Here is an 18,501-nt window from a genome sequence, read left to right on the forward strand (position 1 = left end):
CCGGTCCGTTTCCCCCGAGAAGGGTCCTCGCCCCCGTGATCGACATCCTGCTGCGGTCCCGCTACGTCCTCGGTTCGATCGTGCTCGCGCTGCTGGCCTACCTGATCGTCTTCGGCGAACACGTCGGCTATGAGCAGTCGATCAGCTCGTTCTTCGCCGACGACGACCCGGCGATGCTCGTCTACCAGGACGCCGCCGGGACGTTCGGCGACGACAACTTCGTCTTCCTCGTCTACGACGATCCCGAGGTCGTCAGCCCGGCCGGGGTGGACCGCGTCGCCGAGCTGGCCGCGGCCGTCGCGCCCGATCAGATTCCCGGCGTGCAGCGGATCGAGTCGCTCGACGCCATGCCGCTCGTCTGGGCCCTGGACGACGCCCTGCTGGCGCTCGACAAGATGCCGAACTTCGCGCGTCGGATGGCGATGGACGCGGCGCGGAAGGCGGTCGGCAACATCGACCTGAAGAGCAACAGCATGACCGTCGGCGGGGCCGTGCGAGCGGCCGATCCCGCGCGAGCCGCTTCGATCCGGGAGCGGCTGACGAAGAACCCCCTGTTCGTCGGCACCCTGATCGACCCGAGCGGCACGTCCACGGCGGTGGTCGCCCGGCTGCGGAAGACCGCCGATCACGACGTGGTCGAGACTGTCCGCCGGCTTCGCGAGGAGGCCGACGCCTTCGCCGAGCGGCATGGAATCGCCCGGCCGGCGGTGGTGGGCCCGCCGGTGCTGCTCGCCGACGGCTTCGCGTCGATCGAGATCGACGGCCGGCGGCTGGCGGCGGTGGGGATGTTCCTGATCGCCCTGGTGACGCTCTCGGCCGTGCGGAGCGTCTGGTGGGCGATCGTGCCGATCGTCTCCGGCTGGACGGTCTGGCTGGCGACCGAGACCCTGCTGCACGCCTTCGGCATCCGGCTCTCGCTCTCGGGGGGGCCGTTGGTGGCCCAGATCATCGTCCTGACGATGCCGGCGGCCAGCCACCTGGCGATCCACTTCCGCGACGACCGCCGCCGCCTGCCGGCCCGCACCGCCGCGCGGCTGACCCTCAAGACGGTCTCCACGCCGATCCTCTGGACGGCCGTCACCGGGGCCGTCGGCTACCTCGCGCTGGTGACGAGCAACGTGATGCCGATCCAGCAGTTCGGGGCGATCCTGGGCTCCTGCACGCTGACGGCCGCGGTGCTCGTCATGGCCCTCGCCCCCGTCGCCATGCTGCCCCCCTTCCCGATGGAGATCCCGGTCCGCCAGGGCTCCAAGTCGCGGGTCTCCGCCGCGATGAACCGGCTGACCCTGCTGGTCCACCGCCGGCCGGCGATCGTCGTGGCGATCCTCGCCCTGGCCACCATCCCGCCGGCCTTCGGGATGTTCCGGCTGACGTATGAAACCAACTACATCAACCTGTTCAAGCCCGAGACGCGGGTCGTCGGCGACTACAAGGCGGTCGAGGCCAAGCTCGGCGGCATCGGCCTGGTCGAGATCATCGCGCCCATCGGGACGACCATCGACCCCGAGACCCTCGGCAAGCTCGACCGCGCCGGCGACGTCATCCGCGGCCTGGAGCCCGGCCGCCCGGGGGCCGTGGCCCAGGTGCTCTCGCTGGCGACCGTGCTCGACCCCGACGGCCGCATCGCCGAGCTGGCCCCCGACGCCCGCGCCCGCGTCCTGGCCGACAAGCTGGCGTTGATCGAGGCCTCGCCCCAGGCGTCGCTGCTGCGGAGCTTCTGGAATCCGGAGGAGAAGCGAGCCCGGATCCTCGTCCGCCTGCTGGAGCAGCAGCCGGCCGCGACCAAGGCGTCGATCTTCCGCCGCGCCGAGGACGCCGCCCGCGCCGAGTTCGGCCCGGAGGCCTACCTCACCGGCCTTTCGTTCCTGATGACGAAGACGACCGAGGGGGTGGTGGCGACCCAGTGGAGCACCTTCGCCTGGTCGGCCTTCGGCATCCTGGCGATGCTCACAATCGCCTTCCGCAGCCCGACGCTCGCCGCCCTGGCCCTGCTGCCGACGCTCCTGTCGGTCGGCCTGGTGCTGGGCCTGATGGGCTGGCTCTCGATCAAGCTGGACATCGCCACGGCGCTGGTCGCCAGCGTGGCCCTGGGGCTCTCGGTGGACGACACGTTCCACTGCCTGATCCAGTACCACAAGCTGCGCCGCAAGCGGGGGTTCCGCCGCAGCCTGTTCGCCAGCTACGCGGTCTCCGGGCCGGGGGTGTTGCTCTCCAGCCTGGCGGTGGCCGTCGGTTTCCTGGCGCTCCGGACGAGCGAGTTCGAGCCGTTCGTGAACTTCGGCACGATGGTCGCCGTCGCCACGGCGGGCAGCACGCTGGGGAACCTGCTGCTGCTCCCCGCCTGCCTGACGCTGATCGAACGACGACGACGGCCGAGCCCGTCGGCGAAGCCTCCCACGCCGGCCCCGGTCCCGATCGCGTCGCCGTGATCCCCTTCCGCCGGCCCGCGCGGAGCGGGTAATCTCGGAAGTCCGCCGCCGCGCAGCCAGGAGCGGCGGCCGGGACGCACCGAAGCGGAAAGAGGATCCTCGCATGAGCATGGGTGGACGAATACGGGGCCTGCGCGTCGCGCCGGCGATCGCCCTGGGGCTGGCGTGCTGGGCGGCCGTCGCCGCGAGGGCCGACGAGACCCCGGCCGACGTGGTGATCCAAGGGGGCGTCCTGATCGACGGCTCCGGCGCCCCCCGACGACGGGCCGACGTGGCGATCAAGGGGGACCGCGTGATCGCCGTCGGCGACCTCGCCGGCACGGCCCGCGTCCGGACCGTCGACGCCTCGGGCCTGGTCGTCGCGCCCGGCTTCATCGACCTCCACACCCACTCCGACGACGGCATCGTCGCCGACAAGGCCCGGCTCAACCTCAACTACATCACCCAGGGCGTCACCACGATCGTCACCGGCAACTGCGGCTCGGGACCGATCGACGTGAAGGCGTACTTCGACAAGATCGACGCCCGCGGCGCGGGCTCGAACGTCGTCCACCTGATCCCCCACGGCTCGCTCCGCCGCGCCGTGCTGGGCGTCGAGGACCGCGAGCCGACCCGCGACGAGACGGCCCGGCTCAAGGAGCTGGCGAAGGCGGCGATGGACGCCGGCGCGTGGGGGATGTCGACGGGGCTCATCTACGTCCCCAGCCGATACGGCCGCACGCCCGAGCTGGTCGAGCTGGCGAAGCTCGTCCACGGCTACGGCGGGATCTACGCCAGCCACATCCGCACCGAGGAGGACGGTCTCCTGGACGCCGTCGACGAAGCCCTGGCGATCGGCGAGCAATCCGGCGCGCCGGTGCACGTCTCGCACCTCAAGGCCAGCGGCCGGCGCAACTGGGGCAAGACCGCCCAGGCCCTGGCGAAGATCGCCGACGCCCGCGCCAATGGGCGGGCCGCCAGCGCCGACCAGTATCCGTACGTCGCCTCCAGCACGTCGCTCGGCGCGATGGTCGTCCCCCACTGGGCCGTCCGCGTCAGCAAGGAAGAGTTCGCGCAGATCGCCGACGACCCCGTGCAAGGGCCGAAGCTCCGCGAGGAGATCCTCCGCGAGCTGGAATCCCGCATGGGGGGCGCGGCGATCCGCCTGACCACCTACGCACCCAAGCCCAGCCGCGTCGGCAAGGACCTGGAGACGATCGCCAAGGAGGAAGGGACGACCCCTCTCGAAGTCGTCCTGGACGTCCAACGCCACGGCGGCACGCAGGCGATCAACTTCAGCATGAGCGAGGACGACGTCCGGGCCGTCATGCAGTCCGACTTCGTCGCCACCGCCTCAGACGGCGGCGCCCGCGGCGAGCTGAACGACGCCAACCGCCCCCACCCGCGCTCGTTCGGCACCTTCCCGCGCAAGATCCGCTACGCCGAGGACGACCGCGTCATCACCCTCGAACACGCGATCCGCGCCAACGCCGGGCTCCCCGCCTCGATCCTCGGCCTGCGCGACCGCGGCGTCGTCCGCCCCGGCGCCTTCGCCGACCTCGTCGTCTTCGACCCCAAGACCTTCCGCGACGCCGCGACCTTCGACGAGCCTCAGAAGTACGCCGAAGGGGCGCGCTACGTCTTCGTCAACGGCGTGCCCCTCATCGACGAGGGCAAGCGTCCCGAATTCCCCGCCGCCGACGCCAAGCTCCCCGGCCGCGCGCTCCGGCTCCGGCAGGACGGCCCGGCCGACGTGGTCCTGCTCCCCGGCCGCATCTGGACGGGCGACAAGGCGAAGCCCTGGGCCGAGGCCCTCGCGACCCGCGACGGCGCGATCGTCGCCGTCGGCTCGCGCGAGGAGGTCCTCGCCTGGAAGGGGCCGTCGACCCGCGTGATCGAGGCCCCCGGCACGCTCGCCACGCCCGGCCTGGTGGACGCCCACGGCCACATCGAGATGCTCGGCGCCAGCCTGCTCCAGCTCGACCTTCGCGGCGTGAAGACGCTCGACGAGGTGGCGAGGAGGATCAAGGAGCACGCCGCGACGCTGCCGGCCGACGCCTGGGTCCTGGGGGCGAACTGGGACCAGAGCCTCTGGCCCGGCGGCGAGTTCCCGGACGCCTCGACCCTCGACGCCGCCTCGCCCGACCGGCCGGTCTGGCTCTCGCGGGTCGACGGCCACGCCGGCTGGGCGAACACCGAGGCCATGAAGCGCGCGGAGGTCGACGCCAAGTCGCAGCCGCCGTCGGACGGCCAGATCCACCGCCTGCCCGACGGCCGGCCCTCGGGCGTCTTCATCGACGGCGCGATGGGCCTGGTCGGCCGCGTCGTCCCCCCCGCCTCGCGCGAAGACCTCCGAAAGCGGACCCTCGCGGCGCAGGACCGCATCCTCGCCTACGGCCTGACGGGGATCCACGACGCCGGGGTCTCGCGCAGCGAGGCCGAGGTCTTCGCCGAGCTGGACCGCGAGGGGCTGCTGAAGATCCGGGTCTACGCGATGGCCTCGCCCCCTTCGGGCCGCGAGGTCGAGTTCGTGAGCAAGCCGCCGGCGTCGCCTTCGGGGGGCCGGTTCGAGATGCGGGCGATCAAGCTGTTCATCGACGGCGCGATGGGCTCGCGCGGGGCGCTCCTGTTCGAGCCCTACGCCGACGACCCGCACAACACGGGGCTCCTCCTCATCGACCCCGAGACGCTGGAGAAGACGACCGTCGCCGCCCTGAAGAACGGCTGGCAGGTGGCCGTCCACGCGATCGGCGACAAGGGGAACGCCCTCGTGCTCGACGCCTTCGCCGCCGCGCGGAAGGCCGTCCCGGAAGCGGCCGACCCGAGGCTCCGGATCGAGCACGCGCAGGTGGTCCGCAAGGAAGACGTGCCGCGCTTCGCCGCCCTGGGGGTGATCGCGTCGATGCAGCCCTCGCACGCCAGCGACGACCTGCGCTGGGCCGACGCCCGCCTCGGCCCCGGCCGCGTCGACGGTGCCTACGCCTGGCGCTGGTTCCTCGACGCGGGCGTCCGCCTGGCGTTCGGCAGCGATTTCCCCGTCGAGGTCGTCGACCCCCAGTGGGGCCTCTACGCCGCCCTCACCCGCCAGGAGGCCGACGGCTCCCCCGCCGGCGGCTGGCACCCGGACCAGCGGATGAGCCTCGACGAGACCCTCCGCGCCTTCACCGCCGGATCCGCCTACGCCGCCTTCGCCGAGGACCGCCTCGGCGTCCTCAAGCCGGGCTTCCGAGCCGACCTCACCGTCTTCGACCGCGACCTGTTCCAGTCCCCCCCCGCCGACGTCCTGACCGCCAAGGTCAAGTACACGATCGTCGACGGCGAGGTGGCGTTCGAGGCGGCCCGTCCGTAAGCGACGGCCGACGGCCCGGACGTGTATGATGATGAGCCGTCGCGGTCGACGTCCGACCGCCCGATCCCTCGGGACGAGGCGAGTCCATGCGATGGCTCCAGGCCTTCCTTCTGATCCTCGGCTCGGCGGCCCTGGGGACGACGCTCGGGTTCTTCGGCCTCGCCGTCGTGGCCGCGTCGATGCAGCGTCCCGGCGGCGAGCCGTGGCAGGCGGGGTATGGTCAATATATGGCGGGGCTCTTCTGCGGGGCCCCGGTGGGCGCCATGATCGGCTTCGCGTCGGGCCTCGCCAGGGTTTGCTCTCGTCATCAGGCCGGGATCTGGAGCCGGCTCGTCTGGGCGGGGGTCGCCCTCGGCGTCGCGGCCGGGGCGTTCCTCAGCTTTCGCTTCGGCGTCCACCGGGGGATGGGCTGGTGGGGGACCGCCGTCGCCTCCCTGGGCTTCGCCACGCTCGGAGGCATCCTGGCGGGCCTCGTCGCGGAAGCCCGCCGCCCGGACGGACGGTCGCGTTGAACGAGATCCCCGGGCGCGTTCAACGCGAGTCGCCGACGAACTCCGCCAGGTGCTCGCCGGTCAGCGTCGACCTCGCGGCGACCAGGTCGGCGGGTGTGCCTTCGAACACGACCCGCCCGCCGTCGTGGCCGGCGCCCGGCCCGAGGTCGATGATCCAGTCGGCGTGCGCCATGACCGACTGGTGGTGCTCGATCACGATGACCGACTTGCCGGAATCCACCAGCCGGTCCAGCAGCCCGAGGAGTTGTTCGAGGTCCGCCAGGTGGAGCCCGGTGGTCGGCTCGTCGAGCACGTAGACGCCGCCGTCGGCGCCCATGTGGGTCGCCAGCTTGAGCCGCTGCCGCTCGCCGCCCGACAGCGTGGTGAGCGGCTGGCCGAGCCGCAGGTAGCCGAGCCCCACGTCGGCCAGGCGCCGGAGGATCGCGTGCGCGGCCGGCGTTCGGGCCTCGCCCGCGCCGAAGAACTCGGCCGCGGCGGCGGCCGGCAGGTCGAGCACCTCGGCGATGTTCAGCCCGCCGAGCCGATACTCCAGCACCGACGCCTGGAACCGCCGGCCCTCGCAGTCCTCGCAGGCCGTGGCGACGCCGGCCATCATCGCGAGGTCCGTGTAGATCACCCCGGCGCCGTTGCAGGTCGGGCACGCTCCCTCGGAGTTGGCGCTGAAGAGGGCCGGCTTCACGCCGTTGGCCTTCGCGAACGCCTTGCGGATCGGCTCCAGCAGGTCGGTGTACGTCGCCGGGTTGCTCCGCCGCGAGCCTCGGATCGGGGCCTGGTCGATCGACACCACGCCGTCCCGGCCGGACACCGAGCCGTGGATCAGCGAACTCTTGCCCGAACCGGCCACGCCGGTCACCACCACCAGCACGCCCAGCGGGATGTCGACGTCGACCCCCTGGAGGTTGTGCGTGCGAGCCCCGCGCACCGGGATCGACCCCGTCGGCTTCCGGACCTTCGGCTTCAACGCGGCCCGGTCGTTCAGGTGCCGCCCGGTGAGGGTGTCGCTGGCCCGCAGCTCGTCGACGGTCCCCTCGAAGACCACCTCGCCGCCGCCCGATCCCGCGCCGGGGCCGAGGTCGACGACGTGGTCGGCGACGGCGATCATCTCCGGCTTGTGCTCGACGACGAGGATGGTGTTCCCCTTGTCGCGGAGGCGCAGCAGCAGGTCGTTCATCCGCCGGATGTCGTGCGGGTGCAGCCCGACCGTCGGCTCGTCGAAGACGTAGGTCACGTCCGTGAGCGACGAACCGAGGTGGCGGATCATCTTGGTACGCTGGGCCTCGCCCCCCGAGAGCGTCCCGGACGGCCGGTCGAGGCTGAGGTAGCCCAGCCCGATCTCTACGAACGAGTCGAGCGTGTCCCGCAGCGACGCCAGCAGCGGCGCGACCGACGGCTCCTCAAGCCCGCGCACCCACGCGGCCAGGTCGCTGATCTGCATCGCGCACGCCTCGGCGATGTTGATACCGGCGATCTTCGACGAGCGGGCGGCCGCGTTCAGTCGGGTCCCGCCGCAGTCGGGGCAAGGGGCGAATGCCACGGCCCGCTCCACGAACGCGCGGATGTGCGGCTGCAGGGCGTCCACGTCCTTCGACAGGAACGACTTCCGGATCTTGGGGATCAGCCCCTCGTAAGTCATGTTGATGTTGTCGATCTTGACCTTGGTCGGCTCCTTGTGGAGGAAGTCGTGGCGCTCCTGCTTCGTGTACTTCTTGATCGGCTTGTCGGGATCGAGGAATCCCGAGGCCGAGAAGATGCGCACGTACCAGCCGTCGACGTTGTAGCCCGGGATCGTCAGGGCCCCCTGGTTGAGCGACTTGCTCTCGTCGAAGAGCTGCGACGGGTCGATGTCGCTGACCGACCCCATCCCCTCGCATCGCGGGCACATGCCGCCGTTGACGGTGTACGTGACCTTCTCGGACTTCTTCCCCTCCCCCTTCTCGACCGAGATCTGCCCGACGGCGCGGACCGAAGGGACGTTGAACGAGAAGGCGTTGGACGAGCCGACGTGCGGCCGGCCGAGGCGGCTGAACAGCACCCGCAGCATCGCGTTGGCGTCGGTCGCCGTGCCGACCGTCGACCGGGAGTTGGCACCCATCCGCTCCTGATCGACGAGGATCGCCGTCGTCAGCCCCTCCAGAACGTCGACCTCGGGCCGGGCCAGCGACGGCATGAAACCCTGCACGAACGCGCTGTAGGTCTCGTTGATGAGCCGCTGCGACTCCGCCGCGATGGTGCCGAACACCAGCGACGACTTCCCCGACCCCGAAACGCCCGTGAACACCGTCAGCCGCCGCTTGGGGATCGCGACGCTGACGTCCTTCAGGTTGTTCACCCGCGCCCCCTGCACGCGGATCAGGTCGTGGGCGTCGGCCGGGTTTGGGCTGGAGGATGCCATGCTTGCGCTCTTCAAATCGAGGATCGACGGTTTGTAAGGAGGCCCCCCGGCTGGATCGGGACGCCCGCGGCGCGTGCCGATCATGATGAAGAGGCGTCCATCGGTCAACCGGAGGGGACGGTTCTTCCGGCCATCGTCTTGACCAACCGAGCCCGCCGGGCCATCGTCGAGGGCGGGTTGGAGTGAGGCTCCTCGCTCAACTCCCCCGACTTCCGGCGGAAGGACCTCGGGTGCCACAGGTTGGAAGACCCCGTGGCACCTCGATCGCCGCCTCTCGACGACCTTGAGACGATTACGCTCCGTGCAGTGTCGTTGGAGTTCGAGGCGGGTCGTCCTTGAAGTCTCCGATCGAGAGCGGGAGCGGAGGGCTTGAATGTTAGACGTTCCTGACGCCTGGGATTCGGGTCGAGTCCAGGCGGCCGGCGGCTTCCAACTCGCGGCGAAGGTCGTCGTCGCGGCCCTGGCCCTCGGGGCCGCCTACTGGATCGTGGGGCGACCCTGGTACGAGGCGATGCAGGGCGGTGCGCGGGCCGAGATCCAGGCCCTGCGGGACGCCGACGCCACCGCGCGCCAAAACGCGGCGGCGGCCCTGGGGAACGTCCCGGTCGACGAGGCCGGCATGGCGCTCGCGGCGCTTGCCGGAACGCTCGACGACCCCGAGCCGCACGTCCGGGAGCTGGCCGTCCAGTCCATCGGCCGGATCACCGACACGATCGCCGCCGATCCCCTCGCCCGCGTCGAGCACCTTTCTCCCGACCTGCCGAGCGATGGGCTCCAGGCCGCGAGGGCGGGCGCGTTGCAAGCCTTCGACGACCCCGACCTGGCCGTCCGATTGGCGGCCGTGCGGACGCTGGCGATCCTCGGCCGGCGGACGGGCTCCGCGCCGCCGCCGAGGCTCGTCGCCGCCCTCGACGACCCTTCCCCGGACGTGCAAGCCGCCGCCGTCGCGGCCGTGCCGAGCTTCTCTGGCGGATCCGACCTGGCGATCCCGGCCTATTTCCGGCTGGTCGAGCGCGACGACGGCCTGCTCGGCGCGGCTGGCGCGGGGCCAGGTTTACGGCCCTCGCGAGCCGCCGTCCCGGACCTCGTCGCGAGGCTCAAGGGGCCCGACTCCCGATCCCGCGTCGCGGCCGCAGCCATCCTCGGCGGCATGGGGGCGGACGCTTCGGAAGCGATCCCCGAGCTTCTCGCCGCCTTCGCGAGCAGTCCCGCGACCGACGACGCGACCGACGCCTTCTCGACGAAGGGGAATCTGACCAATGCGTCCTCTCAGGCGCTCACGCGTCTCGCCCCCGGCACGTCGTCGTCGGGCGAAGTCGTCGCCGCCCTGGCCGCCGCCCTGCGGTCGGATCGTGCCCACATGCGAGCCGCCGCGGCGACCGCCCTGGAGTCGATGGGGAGCGATGCGGAGGCGGCCGTCCCCGCGCTCATCACGGCGATTCGGGAAGCGGCCGCAAAGGAGGATTTTTCCTATGACGGCACAGCCGCCGTGCAGGCCCTAGGCCGCATCGCCCCGGGCCGGGCCGAGGCCCCGGCCGCCGTCGCCGCCCTGACCGAGGCGCTCCGATCCGACGCCCAGGGCCTTCGAATCGCCGCCGCCCAGGCCCTGGAGCCGTTCGGCCCGCAAGCCGCGCCGGCGATCCCGGACTTGCAACGCCTCCAGGCCGACGCCGACCCGTACATCCAGGAGGCCGCCACGCGGACCTTGAGCGCAGTCGAGGCTCCCCCGCGGCTGCCAACTGCGGCCCCGTGAACCTGGCGTGAACTCCGGTCGATCACGGCCGTCGGTCTTCGAGGTCAAGGAGTTCGGACCTCGACCAGAATTCCCACCAACGTCGCTTCCTGAGGGATGAGGCTTCTCGTTCGGTGAGCCGAGCCGGCCGGTGCCCCGGCACCGCGTCGGCTGGTGGGATGGGGTCGCGGCCGAGGAGTTCGGCGACCCGGCCGTCCTGCTCCAAGATCGCGTCCGTGATCGCGAACACCTGGCGGGCGATCGGCCGGCCCACGACCTCGTCTCGCCGCAGGGCCTTGGAAGCGACGTTCGGGTCGTCGATCCGCCCTTCCGCGTCGACGACCATGAATCCGGGACCATCCTCGGCCAGGCGGTAAAGGAGCGAGACGACCGACCGGTCGGCCCCCGAAGTCCCCTCGCCCCACGCGCCGAGGACGACGTCGAAAGTCGCCCCATGCTCGACGACCCGGCCCAGCGTCGAGTGGACGTAATAGGCGGCGACGGCGGCGTCGGGCGTTGCGACGAAGCCCCAGACCCGGCGGCTGTGGTGGCCGCAGCATTCGCAAACGCCGGTGTCCTTCGACCCGGCGGGCTCGATGATCAGGCTCGGCGTCTCCGACGAAGGCCCCATGCCACGTCCTCTCAAGTCCTCGCGATCGTCACCAGTACGAAGCCACGACGAGCCGGACGCCCTCGGGCGACCCGAGAGCCGCCAGGCGGGGCGGCACGTCCTCATGAAAGTCGGGAGCGATCTCGGCGTAGGATTCCAGCCATTCCACCGTGATGCCGTCCCGCCGCCAGCCGGCGTAGGAAATGGGGAGGTCCTTCGGCCAGCTCGACGCGGGAAAGCCCCGCGGGCAACCGGCGAAGAGCCCGGCGACGCGGGGATCGACCATCGCCCGACGCCTCATGATCCGCGTCTCCCAGCCGAAAGCCCCCAACTCGGCGCGGGTGAACCAACTCGCGTGAACCGAGTCGTCGTGCTCCAGAGGGCGGAGCCAGTCGGAGAGATGCTGCGAAAGGTCCGACGGGAGGCCGCGACGCGGGACGACGGGCGTATACGGTTCGCTCGACCGGATGACGTCCCCCGCGCCCGTGAGGATGGCCGCCAGTTCTTTCGAATAAGACTCGAACAGCGGCCTCGGCATGAATTCCCTCTCGGCGTGCGGATCCCGATCCTCGGGTCGATCGTGCGGCCAATGCCTCGGATCGGGGCCCGTCATTTCCGTCCAGAGCGGATCTTCATATTGCGGATTCGGCACCCACTCTCCGGGGAAGAGCCAGGCTCCCTCGACCAGGACTTCCGCGAAACACTGGATATAGACGCCCACGCCCGGCGACCTCCACTCGGCTCCCGCATCCTCGCGCCGCCCCCCTCACCGTGTTGAGGGGGGCGGACATTGGGCAGGTTCGTCACCGCGTCAGCTTGTCGTAGCCGGGGGTGACTTCCTTGACGTTGGGGGTGACGTCGGCGTCGGCGAGGCCGGTGGTCCAGGCGAGGGCGCCGAGGAGGAGGCCCTGGTAGTTGGGGTTGGTCCAGACGTCCTCGCGGTGGCCCATCGAGGTGTAGAAGACGCGGCCGTCGCCGTGCTTGCGGGCCCAGGTGGAGGGGAAGTCGGGGCGGTTGTACATGAAGCCATTCATCCCCTCGGTCTTCTGCACGAGGATCACGTGCAGGTCGTCGGGCATGTTCTTCAGCGCGTACCACTCGTCGTTGATGTCGAACGACGAGGCCTTGCCGAAGCCGTCGGCCAGGCCGGGGAACTTGGGGTCGACGACGGCCTGAGTCGCCACTTGCTGCGGGCCGTGCGAGACGAACTCGCCGCCGATCATCTGGATGAACGGGTCCTCGGCCCCCTTGTTGCGCGCGCCGTGGTGGCCGAAGGTGTCGGTGGCGCAGTGCATGCCGACGAAGCCCTTGCCGCCCCGGATGGCGTCGTAGAGGGCCTTCTCGCCGTCGGCCGAGAGCGGGGGCGTCTTGTCGGTGCCGGGCGTGGTCAGGTCGCCGGTGGTGTAGAAGACGAAGCCGTCCCACTCGCCGATCTTGTCGGGTTCGAACAGCCGGCCGTCCTTGGAGGCGACGACCTCGAAGCCGTGCGCCTTGCCGATCTCGGTGAGGATCTTCTCCGAGTGCGCCGGGGCGTCCCCCTGGCGGGTGACGACCGAGTGCGGGAAGCCCGAGCTCTTGGTGAAGTAGAGCACCTTCTTGGGGGCCCTGGCCGTCGCCCCGAGGGCCCGGGAGAGGACGCCCGAGCCCAGCCAGGCGGCGCCCGCGCTCGCGAGCAGATCTCGACGGTTGATGTTTCGCGACATGTCTGCGGTTCTCCTGCGCAAGGGGAGGCTGGCGAGGCGGGGCGAATCGGCCCGACGCCGCGTCCCGACCCTCCCTTGTACTCCGCCCCGGACGCCGAGGGAACCCGCCGCCGCGCCGAGGCCCCGCACCACCCTGATCAGGCGTCGACCGACGCCGGGCTTTCCGCTTGCAAGCGGCGGGGGGTCGGAGTAACCTCCAGGAGAATTTCGATCCCCCCGGGGATTTCGACTCAAGGCGACGATCCACACCAACGCACGGACGCTGACGCCTCGCCAGGTGTCCGGCCTCGGCCCGGAGACACTCCAAGGATGTCCCAGCTCACAGCGCCACCGGAGGCCGCAGGGAGCGTCACGCTCTCCAAGCTCTCGGTCTCGATCCGCGGCAAGCTCCAGTTCATGGACTATCTCGTCCGCGCCGCCGTCGCCGACGTGGAGCGGTTCCAGGACGAGCCCGACCCGGGCACCCGGATCTTCATCAAGCAGCTCGTCGAGATGCACACGGCCAACCTCCGTCAGGAGAGCCAGCACCTGCAGGCCATCGGCGAGCTGTGCGACCTGCTCGACGCCCAGGTCCAGTCGCCCGAGCCTGGCTTCCCGGCCGGAGGCCCCTCATGAGCGCCTCGACCGAGAACGGAACCCCGACCCTTCGCGAGTTCCACGACCCGGAAGGCCACGGCCGCCCCTACGACGACCACGAGGCCCCCGACGCGGCCCCGGGCGACCTGGTCTCGCCCGACCTCCGGAGGTACCTGGCCGAGATCAAGGGACAGGCCCAGTTCCTCCTGTATCTGGCCGACCAGATCGAGGAATCCCTGGACCAGCTCGTCCAGGAAGGGGACCCCTGCCACGGCGCCTTCCTCTGCAAGGTGCTGGGGATGTACTCCGCCCAGCTCGAGACCAAGCATCAGGGCCTGGGCGAGAAGATCGCCGAGACCTGCCAGGAAGTGTACGTCACCGTCCGCGAGCGCGAGCACGGCTGACGAGAGGATGGAAGGCCGATCGCCGGCCCGGGCCAGGCGGGGGAGAAGCAGGCGTCGCCTCCGGTGCGTCTTTCGCCGCGCGGATCGCGCGACGTCCGACGCCGCCGTACGTCTCGCCCCGCCCGGGAAGGGGGGCGAGCGGGAGCACCGCGTGGAACGTCGACGACGCCTGCTCTTCCAGATTACCAAGCACGACGCGTCGCTTCGGCTGGCGCCTCGCTCGGTCGTTAGGAAAGCCATCGGCCCCGGTCGCGAGGTTTCATCACTCGTTCCGCCGGAAAGTCGAATCCGTCGGGAGATCCTCCCCCACCGAACGCCGGGCTCGACCGCGTCGCGGGGGCGGGTCGCGACGGCCTGAGCGACCGCCGCGCCGATGCCCGGGATTACTTCTTCCCCTTGGCGTATTCGAGCCAGCCCTGGCCCTGCCAGGCGTACACGACGGGATCCTTGTCCCCGAGTACGAACGGCTCGGTCGTCGCGACCATGATGAAGCTCCCGTCCACCACCCTGGCGAAACGCCCCGTGGACTCCTCGGGGATCGGGTTGAACTCGGCGACGAAGACGGCGACGAAGCGGCCGTCGGGCTGCGGCGTCAGCGTCACGTTGCCCGGCTCGGCCGCGCCGTTGTCGACGTCGCCGTAGGTGAAAGCCAGCCGATCGCCGTTCGCGGCGATGAACACGAACGGCTCGGAGCTGGAGAATTCCGCGGTCGTCGGGCTCGTGAACTGGATGAGCGCGAAGCTCCCCTCGCCGAAATACCGCCCGAGTTCCGTGGCCTGGCCGACCGCGAAATGGTGGGCCGGCTCGTCGGGGACGACGGGCAGGTAGCTGGCGATCCCGCCGCCCGTCACCTTGAACGGTTTCACCTGGGCCTCCGCCCGGGGGATCACCAGGGCGAGGATCGCGAGCAAGGCGGCCTTCGAAACGATCGAAGTCGGTTTCATGGTGCGAATCATGGGGAATCTCCGGCCCGCGTGGTGACGCGACGCCCCGGCTCGACTCCGCGCGGACCGTGCGGCGAGGGGGCCACGAACCTTCGAGAGGGCCGATCGACGGCCCCGATGCCGCGATCAGGCTGGCCCGACGCGGCCTATTTCCCGTGGAAGTCGAGCGAACCTTCCAGGTCGAAGAAGAGGTCGCCCGTGAAGCCGCCGTTCATGGTCGACCGGCCCTGCGCGCCGGCCAGGCGTCCGGTCCCGCCCACGGCGACCAGCTCGGCCACGAAGCCGAAGGGATAATCCGGGTCGCCGCTCGGGAAGACCTGGCCTGTGTAAGTCGCCCTCAGCGAGGAGCCGTCCTGCGCCGTCCACGCGGCCTCGCCCCAGAAGGTGAAGTCGAACGGATCCAGGACGTGGAACCCCCCGCCCTGGAACGGGCCGAGGCGGGTCGTCCGGCCGACGAATTCGTCGACGTGGACGCCCCCCTCGGGCCTCGTCGTGCCGGATCCCCCCCCTTTCCAGTTGGGCGGCTCGCCCTTCTTCCCCCCGGCGGCGGCCCCCGCCGCGACCCCGAGCGACAGGAACGTCACGAACCCGCACCGAATCATGCCGTGGACAGGTCTCACTGGTGAGCTCCCCCTGGTGATCTGACTTGGCGTCGGCCGGCTCGCCGGGAAATCGGCCTCGAAGCGGACTCGGCCGACGGCCGGATCGAGGCGACGCGGCCCGCGACGACACGAGACGGGCGCGTGCGACCGCCGTAACGACCTCTCGGCCGACGACGACGTTTGCGTTTCAGAAGATCATGGGGCCGCGCCCCCGCAGGGCCGCCGCGGCCGTCGAGGCGGTGAAGATCGGGTCGAGACAGGAGCGGACGCCCGCAAACCGGGACGGACGCCTAGGGACCGGAACGCGTCGACGGCACGCAGGCGGTGCCGTCTTGAGGAGGACCAGGACACCGAGGTGATCGCTTGCGCTCGCGATCATGAGGACTTCCGAACACAAGCTCTTGAATGTTCGGAAAGCCCACGCCGCCCGTCAAGATGATTCTAAAAGTTTTTTAACCACCCGATTCCGCGTGCGTCGGGGTGCCGCGTCGGGCGATCAAAGGTCCCGACGCCTTCGGGGGCGGACGTTCGCCGGCCTGGCCGACGGTCCCGCGGGAGGGAGTCGACCTGCGGGGATGATGCCGGTGGGTGGGAGGCCGGCCGTGAGGATGCTTCGGCATCTGCCGAGGTGGGGTGCCCAGGCGGCGAGGGCCGGGTGCAAGGGCCCTCGCACCCGGCCGGCCGCGATCAGCTCGACTGCCGCAGCTTGGTGAAGAGCTGGCTGTAGGGGGCGTGCTCGTGCCGAGGCTCGGCGCGGAGGTCTTCGCCGAGGGGCGACTCTTCGTCGTCCTCGGCGTCGGACTCCTCAGCCACGAAGTCGTCGCCGGCCTCGGCGGTGTCGGACGCGCGAACCTCGGCGATCTCGGCGTCTTCCACTCCCTGGTCCTCGACCGACTCCACGGCCTCGGACGCGACGCCTCGGCTGAGGCGGTCGCGGTTGCGGGCCCATTCGGTCCAGGCCTGGAGGGCGGCGTAGTGATCCTCGACGAGTTCGCCGTCGGCCGGGGTGGACTCCACCGAGGTCTCGGACTCGGCGGACTCCTCGGCCTCGAAGCTCCCCTCCCAGCCCACCTCGATCAGGCCGTCCTCGATGCGCAGCGGGGGCCGGCTGGGGAGCAGCGGGGCCGGGGCGGGGCGGACCTCGGCCTCGACCTGGACGTTCGGGGTCTCGACTTCGGCCTCGGCCTCGTACCGGGGCGCGGGTCGGCTCCAGGCCGACGGCTCGACGGGGGCCGCGACCGGGCGGTCCGCCGGGACTGCGGGGGCCGGAGCGAGGACCTCCCGGCGCACGACTGGGGCCAGGGCCCGCGAGGCCCGGTCGCCGGCCAGGGCGAGCAGCCGGCGCGGGTTGCCCGCGGCGTCGCGGTGCAGCCGCTCGACCTCCGAGGCGTCGACGCCGGCCAGCAGGCGCGCCGCCTCGTCGACGTCCAGCGGCGGCAGATGGACATGCTTCGCCAGTCGGCTGGCGACCGGCCTCAGCGGCCGCGAGGCCAGCCGTCGCGCCAGGTCGGTCCGGCCGACCAAGACCACGCCCGCGAAGCCCCCCGTCGCGTGCAGGCCGTCGCAGAGGGCCTCGATCTCGGCCCAGACCTCGGCCGAGGCGTGCTGCGCCTGTTCGACGACCAGGAGCCAGGGCCGGCCCTCGCGGGCGTCGTCTTCCAGGGCCTCGGCGAGGGCGATCCGCAGGGTGGCCGGGCGGTCGGCGGCGCAGGCCGCGCCGAGCCGGGCGGCGGCCAGCGTCAGGAAGTCGACCGCGTCGATCGTCGGGGCGACCTCGACCACGGCCGCCCGCCAGCCCTCGGGGAGCCGGTCGACGAGCCGCTTGCGCAGCCAGGTCTTGCCCGCGCCGGCCTCCCCGGTGAGCAGCAGGACCGGGCCGGCGCCGGGGGCGCCCGGGAGGGTCGAGCCGAGCGATTCGAGGGCCGTGCGCCGGCTGGCCACGGCGTCCCCCGCACCCGACCCGGGGCCCGCGACGGGCCGAGGTTCCGGGGCGCTTCCCTGCGGGGCGTTGTGCCGATTCCGCTCCATGATCGACCGACTCCTTGATTGGCTCCTTCGGGCGACGCGGCGGTCGCCCGATCGGTCCCCGACTTCACGCATCGACGGCCGAGGGGCCGCGTCGTCTCGTCGTGGCCGCCGGCGCGCGGACCGCCCGGCGGATTTCCCGCAATCTCATGATCGACGCGACCCGCCTCCACTCTTGAATGCCGCGTCGGACGGGACGGCGGCGAGGCTTGCGGGCGCGTTGTCGGCGATCCCGAGATTTTGTAGGATGAATCGGGTCGTGCGGCATACAGGGATTTCGCCGAGGACGCGGTCGCGGCCCCACGGGGCCGACGAGACCGCCTGCGCGAGGGGGCTGGGGATTGGCGACGAGCGGCGGCGCGGCCAGCGCGGAAGATCGAATCGGCGCGTATCGCGTCGTCCGGGTGATCCACGCGGGCGTCACCTCCGTCGTCATGGAGGTCGCCGACGAGTCCACCCACCGGCGTTACGTCGTCAAGCAACTGGCGGCCTCGCGGTGCGACGACGCCTCCGAGCGCCGGAAGTTCGCCTTCGAGGCCAAGCTCGGCCTGGAGCTGCGGCACCCGAACCTGATCCGGGTCCACGAGTTCGTCAACGACCGCGAGCAGCCGTACTTCGTGATGGAGTACTTCCCCGGGCTCAACCTGAAGCTCCCGCTCTCGCGGCCGAACGTCTACCCGATGCCGCGCGAGCACCTGCGCAAGATCATCCGCCAGGCGGCCTCGGGCCTCGCCTTCATGCACGAGAAGGGCTGGGTCCACCGCGACGTCAAGCCCGAGAACATCCTGGCCGACCGCGGCGGCGAGGTCCGGGTGATCGACTACACGATCGCCATGCGGCCTCGCTCGGGCCTCGCCCGGCTCTTCGGCGGCAAGATCCCCCGCCAGGGGACGGGGACCTACATGGCCCCGGAGCAGATCCGCTGCGAGTCCCCCGCCCCGACCGCCGACGTCTACAGCTTCGGCGCCACCTGCTACGAACTGGCCTGCGGCCGGCCCCCCTTCCGGGCCAACTCCCAGCAAGAGCTGCTGAACAAGCACCTTCGCGAGAAGCCCCTGGCCCTGACCTCGCGGGACGACCAGATCACCCCGGAATTCAGCGAGATCGTCCTGCGGATGCTCCGGAAGAACCCCGAAGAACGCTTCGCCGGCCTCCAGGAATTCCTGGCCGTCTTCCGGAATATCCGGATTTACCGGAACGACCCCGACCCGTGCGCCGATAATCGGGACGGGCCCTTCGCCTGA

The 18,501-nt window shown here is 71.2% G+C and carries 14 protein-coding genes; 7 read left to right on the forward strand and 7 right to left on the reverse strand.

Translation table 11 applies throughout. The annotated features are described in order from the left end of the window. The first annotated feature begins 35 nt into the window (after positions 1-35). The 3 genes from G6O68_RS18565 to G6O68_RS18575 all read left to right on the forward strand — a co-directional run bounded on the left by G6O68_RS18565 (position 36) and on the right by G6O68_RS18575 (position 6,269). Entirely contained in the window at positions 36-2,429 is a 2,394-nt protein-coding gene (locus tag G6O68_RS18565) for an efflux RND transporter permease subunit (RefSeq protein ID WP_240911387.1), read from the forward strand. 103 nt (positions 2,430-2,532) lie between these two features. Further along, on the forward strand, positions 2,533-5,757 hold the full coding sequence (locus G6O68_RS18570) for an amidohydrolase family protein (protein ID WP_240911388.1): 3,225 nt from the start codon (positions 2,533-2,535) through the stop codon (positions 5,755-5,757). Between the two features lie 86 nt (positions 5,758-5,843). Next, a complete protein-coding gene (locus tag G6O68_RS18575) occupies positions 5,844-6,269 on the forward strand; it encodes a hypothetical protein (protein WP_165250136.1) in 426 nt (141 codons plus the stop codon). A 19-nt stretch (positions 6,270-6,288) separates the two neighbouring features. On the opposite strand, the gene G6O68_RS18580 is transcribed toward G6O68_RS18575, so the two are convergent. Beyond that, positions 6,289-8,661, reverse strand: a complete 2,373-nt coding sequence (locus G6O68_RS18580) for an ATP-binding cassette domain-containing protein (protein WP_165250137.1) — start codon at positions 8,659-8,661, stop codon at positions 6,289-6,291. Positions 8,662-9,034: 373 nt separating this feature from the next. Here G6O68_RS18580 and G6O68_RS18585 point away from each other — a divergent pair, with 373 nt between their 5' ends. Beyond that, the gene (locus tag G6O68_RS18585) at positions 9,035-10,414 is read left to right on the forward strand and encodes a HEAT repeat domain-containing protein (RefSeq protein ID WP_165250138.1); all 1,380 of its coding nucleotides are present in this window, start codon (positions 9,035-9,037) and stop codon (positions 10,412-10,414) included. 22 nt (positions 10,415-10,436) lie between these two features. Here G6O68_RS18585 and G6O68_RS18590 read toward each other — a convergent pair whose 3' ends face one another. From G6O68_RS18590 to G6O68_RS18600, 3 genes are all read right to left on the reverse strand, one after another. Then, a complete protein-coding gene (locus G6O68_RS18590) occupies positions 10,437-11,024 on the reverse strand; it encodes a hypothetical protein (RefSeq protein ID WP_206108137.1) in 588 nt (195 codons plus the stop codon). A 28-nt stretch (positions 11,025-11,052) separates the two neighbouring features. Beyond that, the gene (locus G6O68_RS18595; RefSeq protein WP_165250139.1) at positions 11,053-11,541 is read right to left on the reverse strand and encodes a hypothetical protein; all 489 of its coding nucleotides are present in this window, start codon (positions 11,539-11,541) and stop codon (positions 11,053-11,055) included. A gap of 265 nt (positions 11,542-11,806) precedes the next feature. After that, positions 11,807-12,706: a ThuA domain-containing protein gene (locus G6O68_RS18600; protein WP_165250140.1), complete on the reverse strand. Its 900-nt coding sequence runs from the start codon at positions 12,704-12,706 to the stop codon at positions 11,807-11,809. 309 nt (positions 12,707-13,015) lie between these two features. Between G6O68_RS18600 and G6O68_RS18605 the strand changes: the two genes are divergently transcribed. Together G6O68_RS18605 and G6O68_RS18610 are read left to right on the forward strand one after the other, a co-directional pair. Then, positions 13,016-13,321 carry a hypothetical protein gene (locus G6O68_RS18605; protein WP_165250141.1) on the forward strand — a complete coding sequence of 102 codons (306 nt, stop codon included), beginning with the start codon at positions 13,016-13,018 and terminating at the stop codon, positions 13,319-13,321. Further along, positions 13,318-13,686, forward strand: a complete 369-nt coding sequence (locus G6O68_RS18610) for a hypothetical protein (RefSeq protein ID WP_240911389.1) — start codon at positions 13,318-13,320, stop codon at positions 13,684-13,686. The genes G6O68_RS18605 and G6O68_RS18610 overlap by 4 nt, the downstream gene beginning before the upstream one ends. Positions 13,687-14,069: 383 nt before the next feature. Here G6O68_RS18610 and G6O68_RS18615 read toward each other — a convergent pair whose 3' ends face one another. From G6O68_RS18615 to G6O68_RS18625, 3 genes are all read right to left on the reverse strand, one after another. Beyond that, positions 14,070-14,642, reverse strand: coding sequence for a hypothetical protein (locus G6O68_RS18615; RefSeq protein ID WP_165250142.1), 573 nt, complete (start codon positions 14,640-14,642; stop codon positions 14,070-14,072). A gap of 134 nt (positions 14,643-14,776) precedes the next feature. Next, positions 14,777-15,250 carry a hypothetical protein gene (locus G6O68_RS18620; RefSeq protein WP_165250143.1) on the reverse strand — a complete coding sequence of 158 codons (474 nt, stop codon included), beginning with the start codon at positions 15,248-15,250 and terminating at the stop codon, positions 14,777-14,779. A 669-nt stretch (positions 15,251-15,919) separates the two neighbouring features. Next, on the reverse strand, positions 15,920-17,260 hold the full coding sequence (locus tag G6O68_RS18625; RefSeq protein ID WP_165250144.1) for an ATP-binding protein: 1,341 nt from the start codon (positions 17,258-17,260) through the stop codon (positions 15,920-15,922). Between the two features lie 338 nt (positions 17,261-17,598). Between G6O68_RS18625 and G6O68_RS18630 the strand changes: the two genes are divergently transcribed. Then, entirely contained in the window at positions 17,599-18,501 is a 903-nt protein-coding gene (locus G6O68_RS18630) for a serine/threonine protein kinase (RefSeq protein WP_165250145.1), read from the forward strand.

The sequence above is a fragment of the Paludisphaera soli genome, assembly GCF_011064595.1.
Classification (GTDB): Bacteria; Planctomycetota; Planctomycetia; order Isosphaerales; family Isosphaeraceae; genus Paludisphaera; species Paludisphaera soli.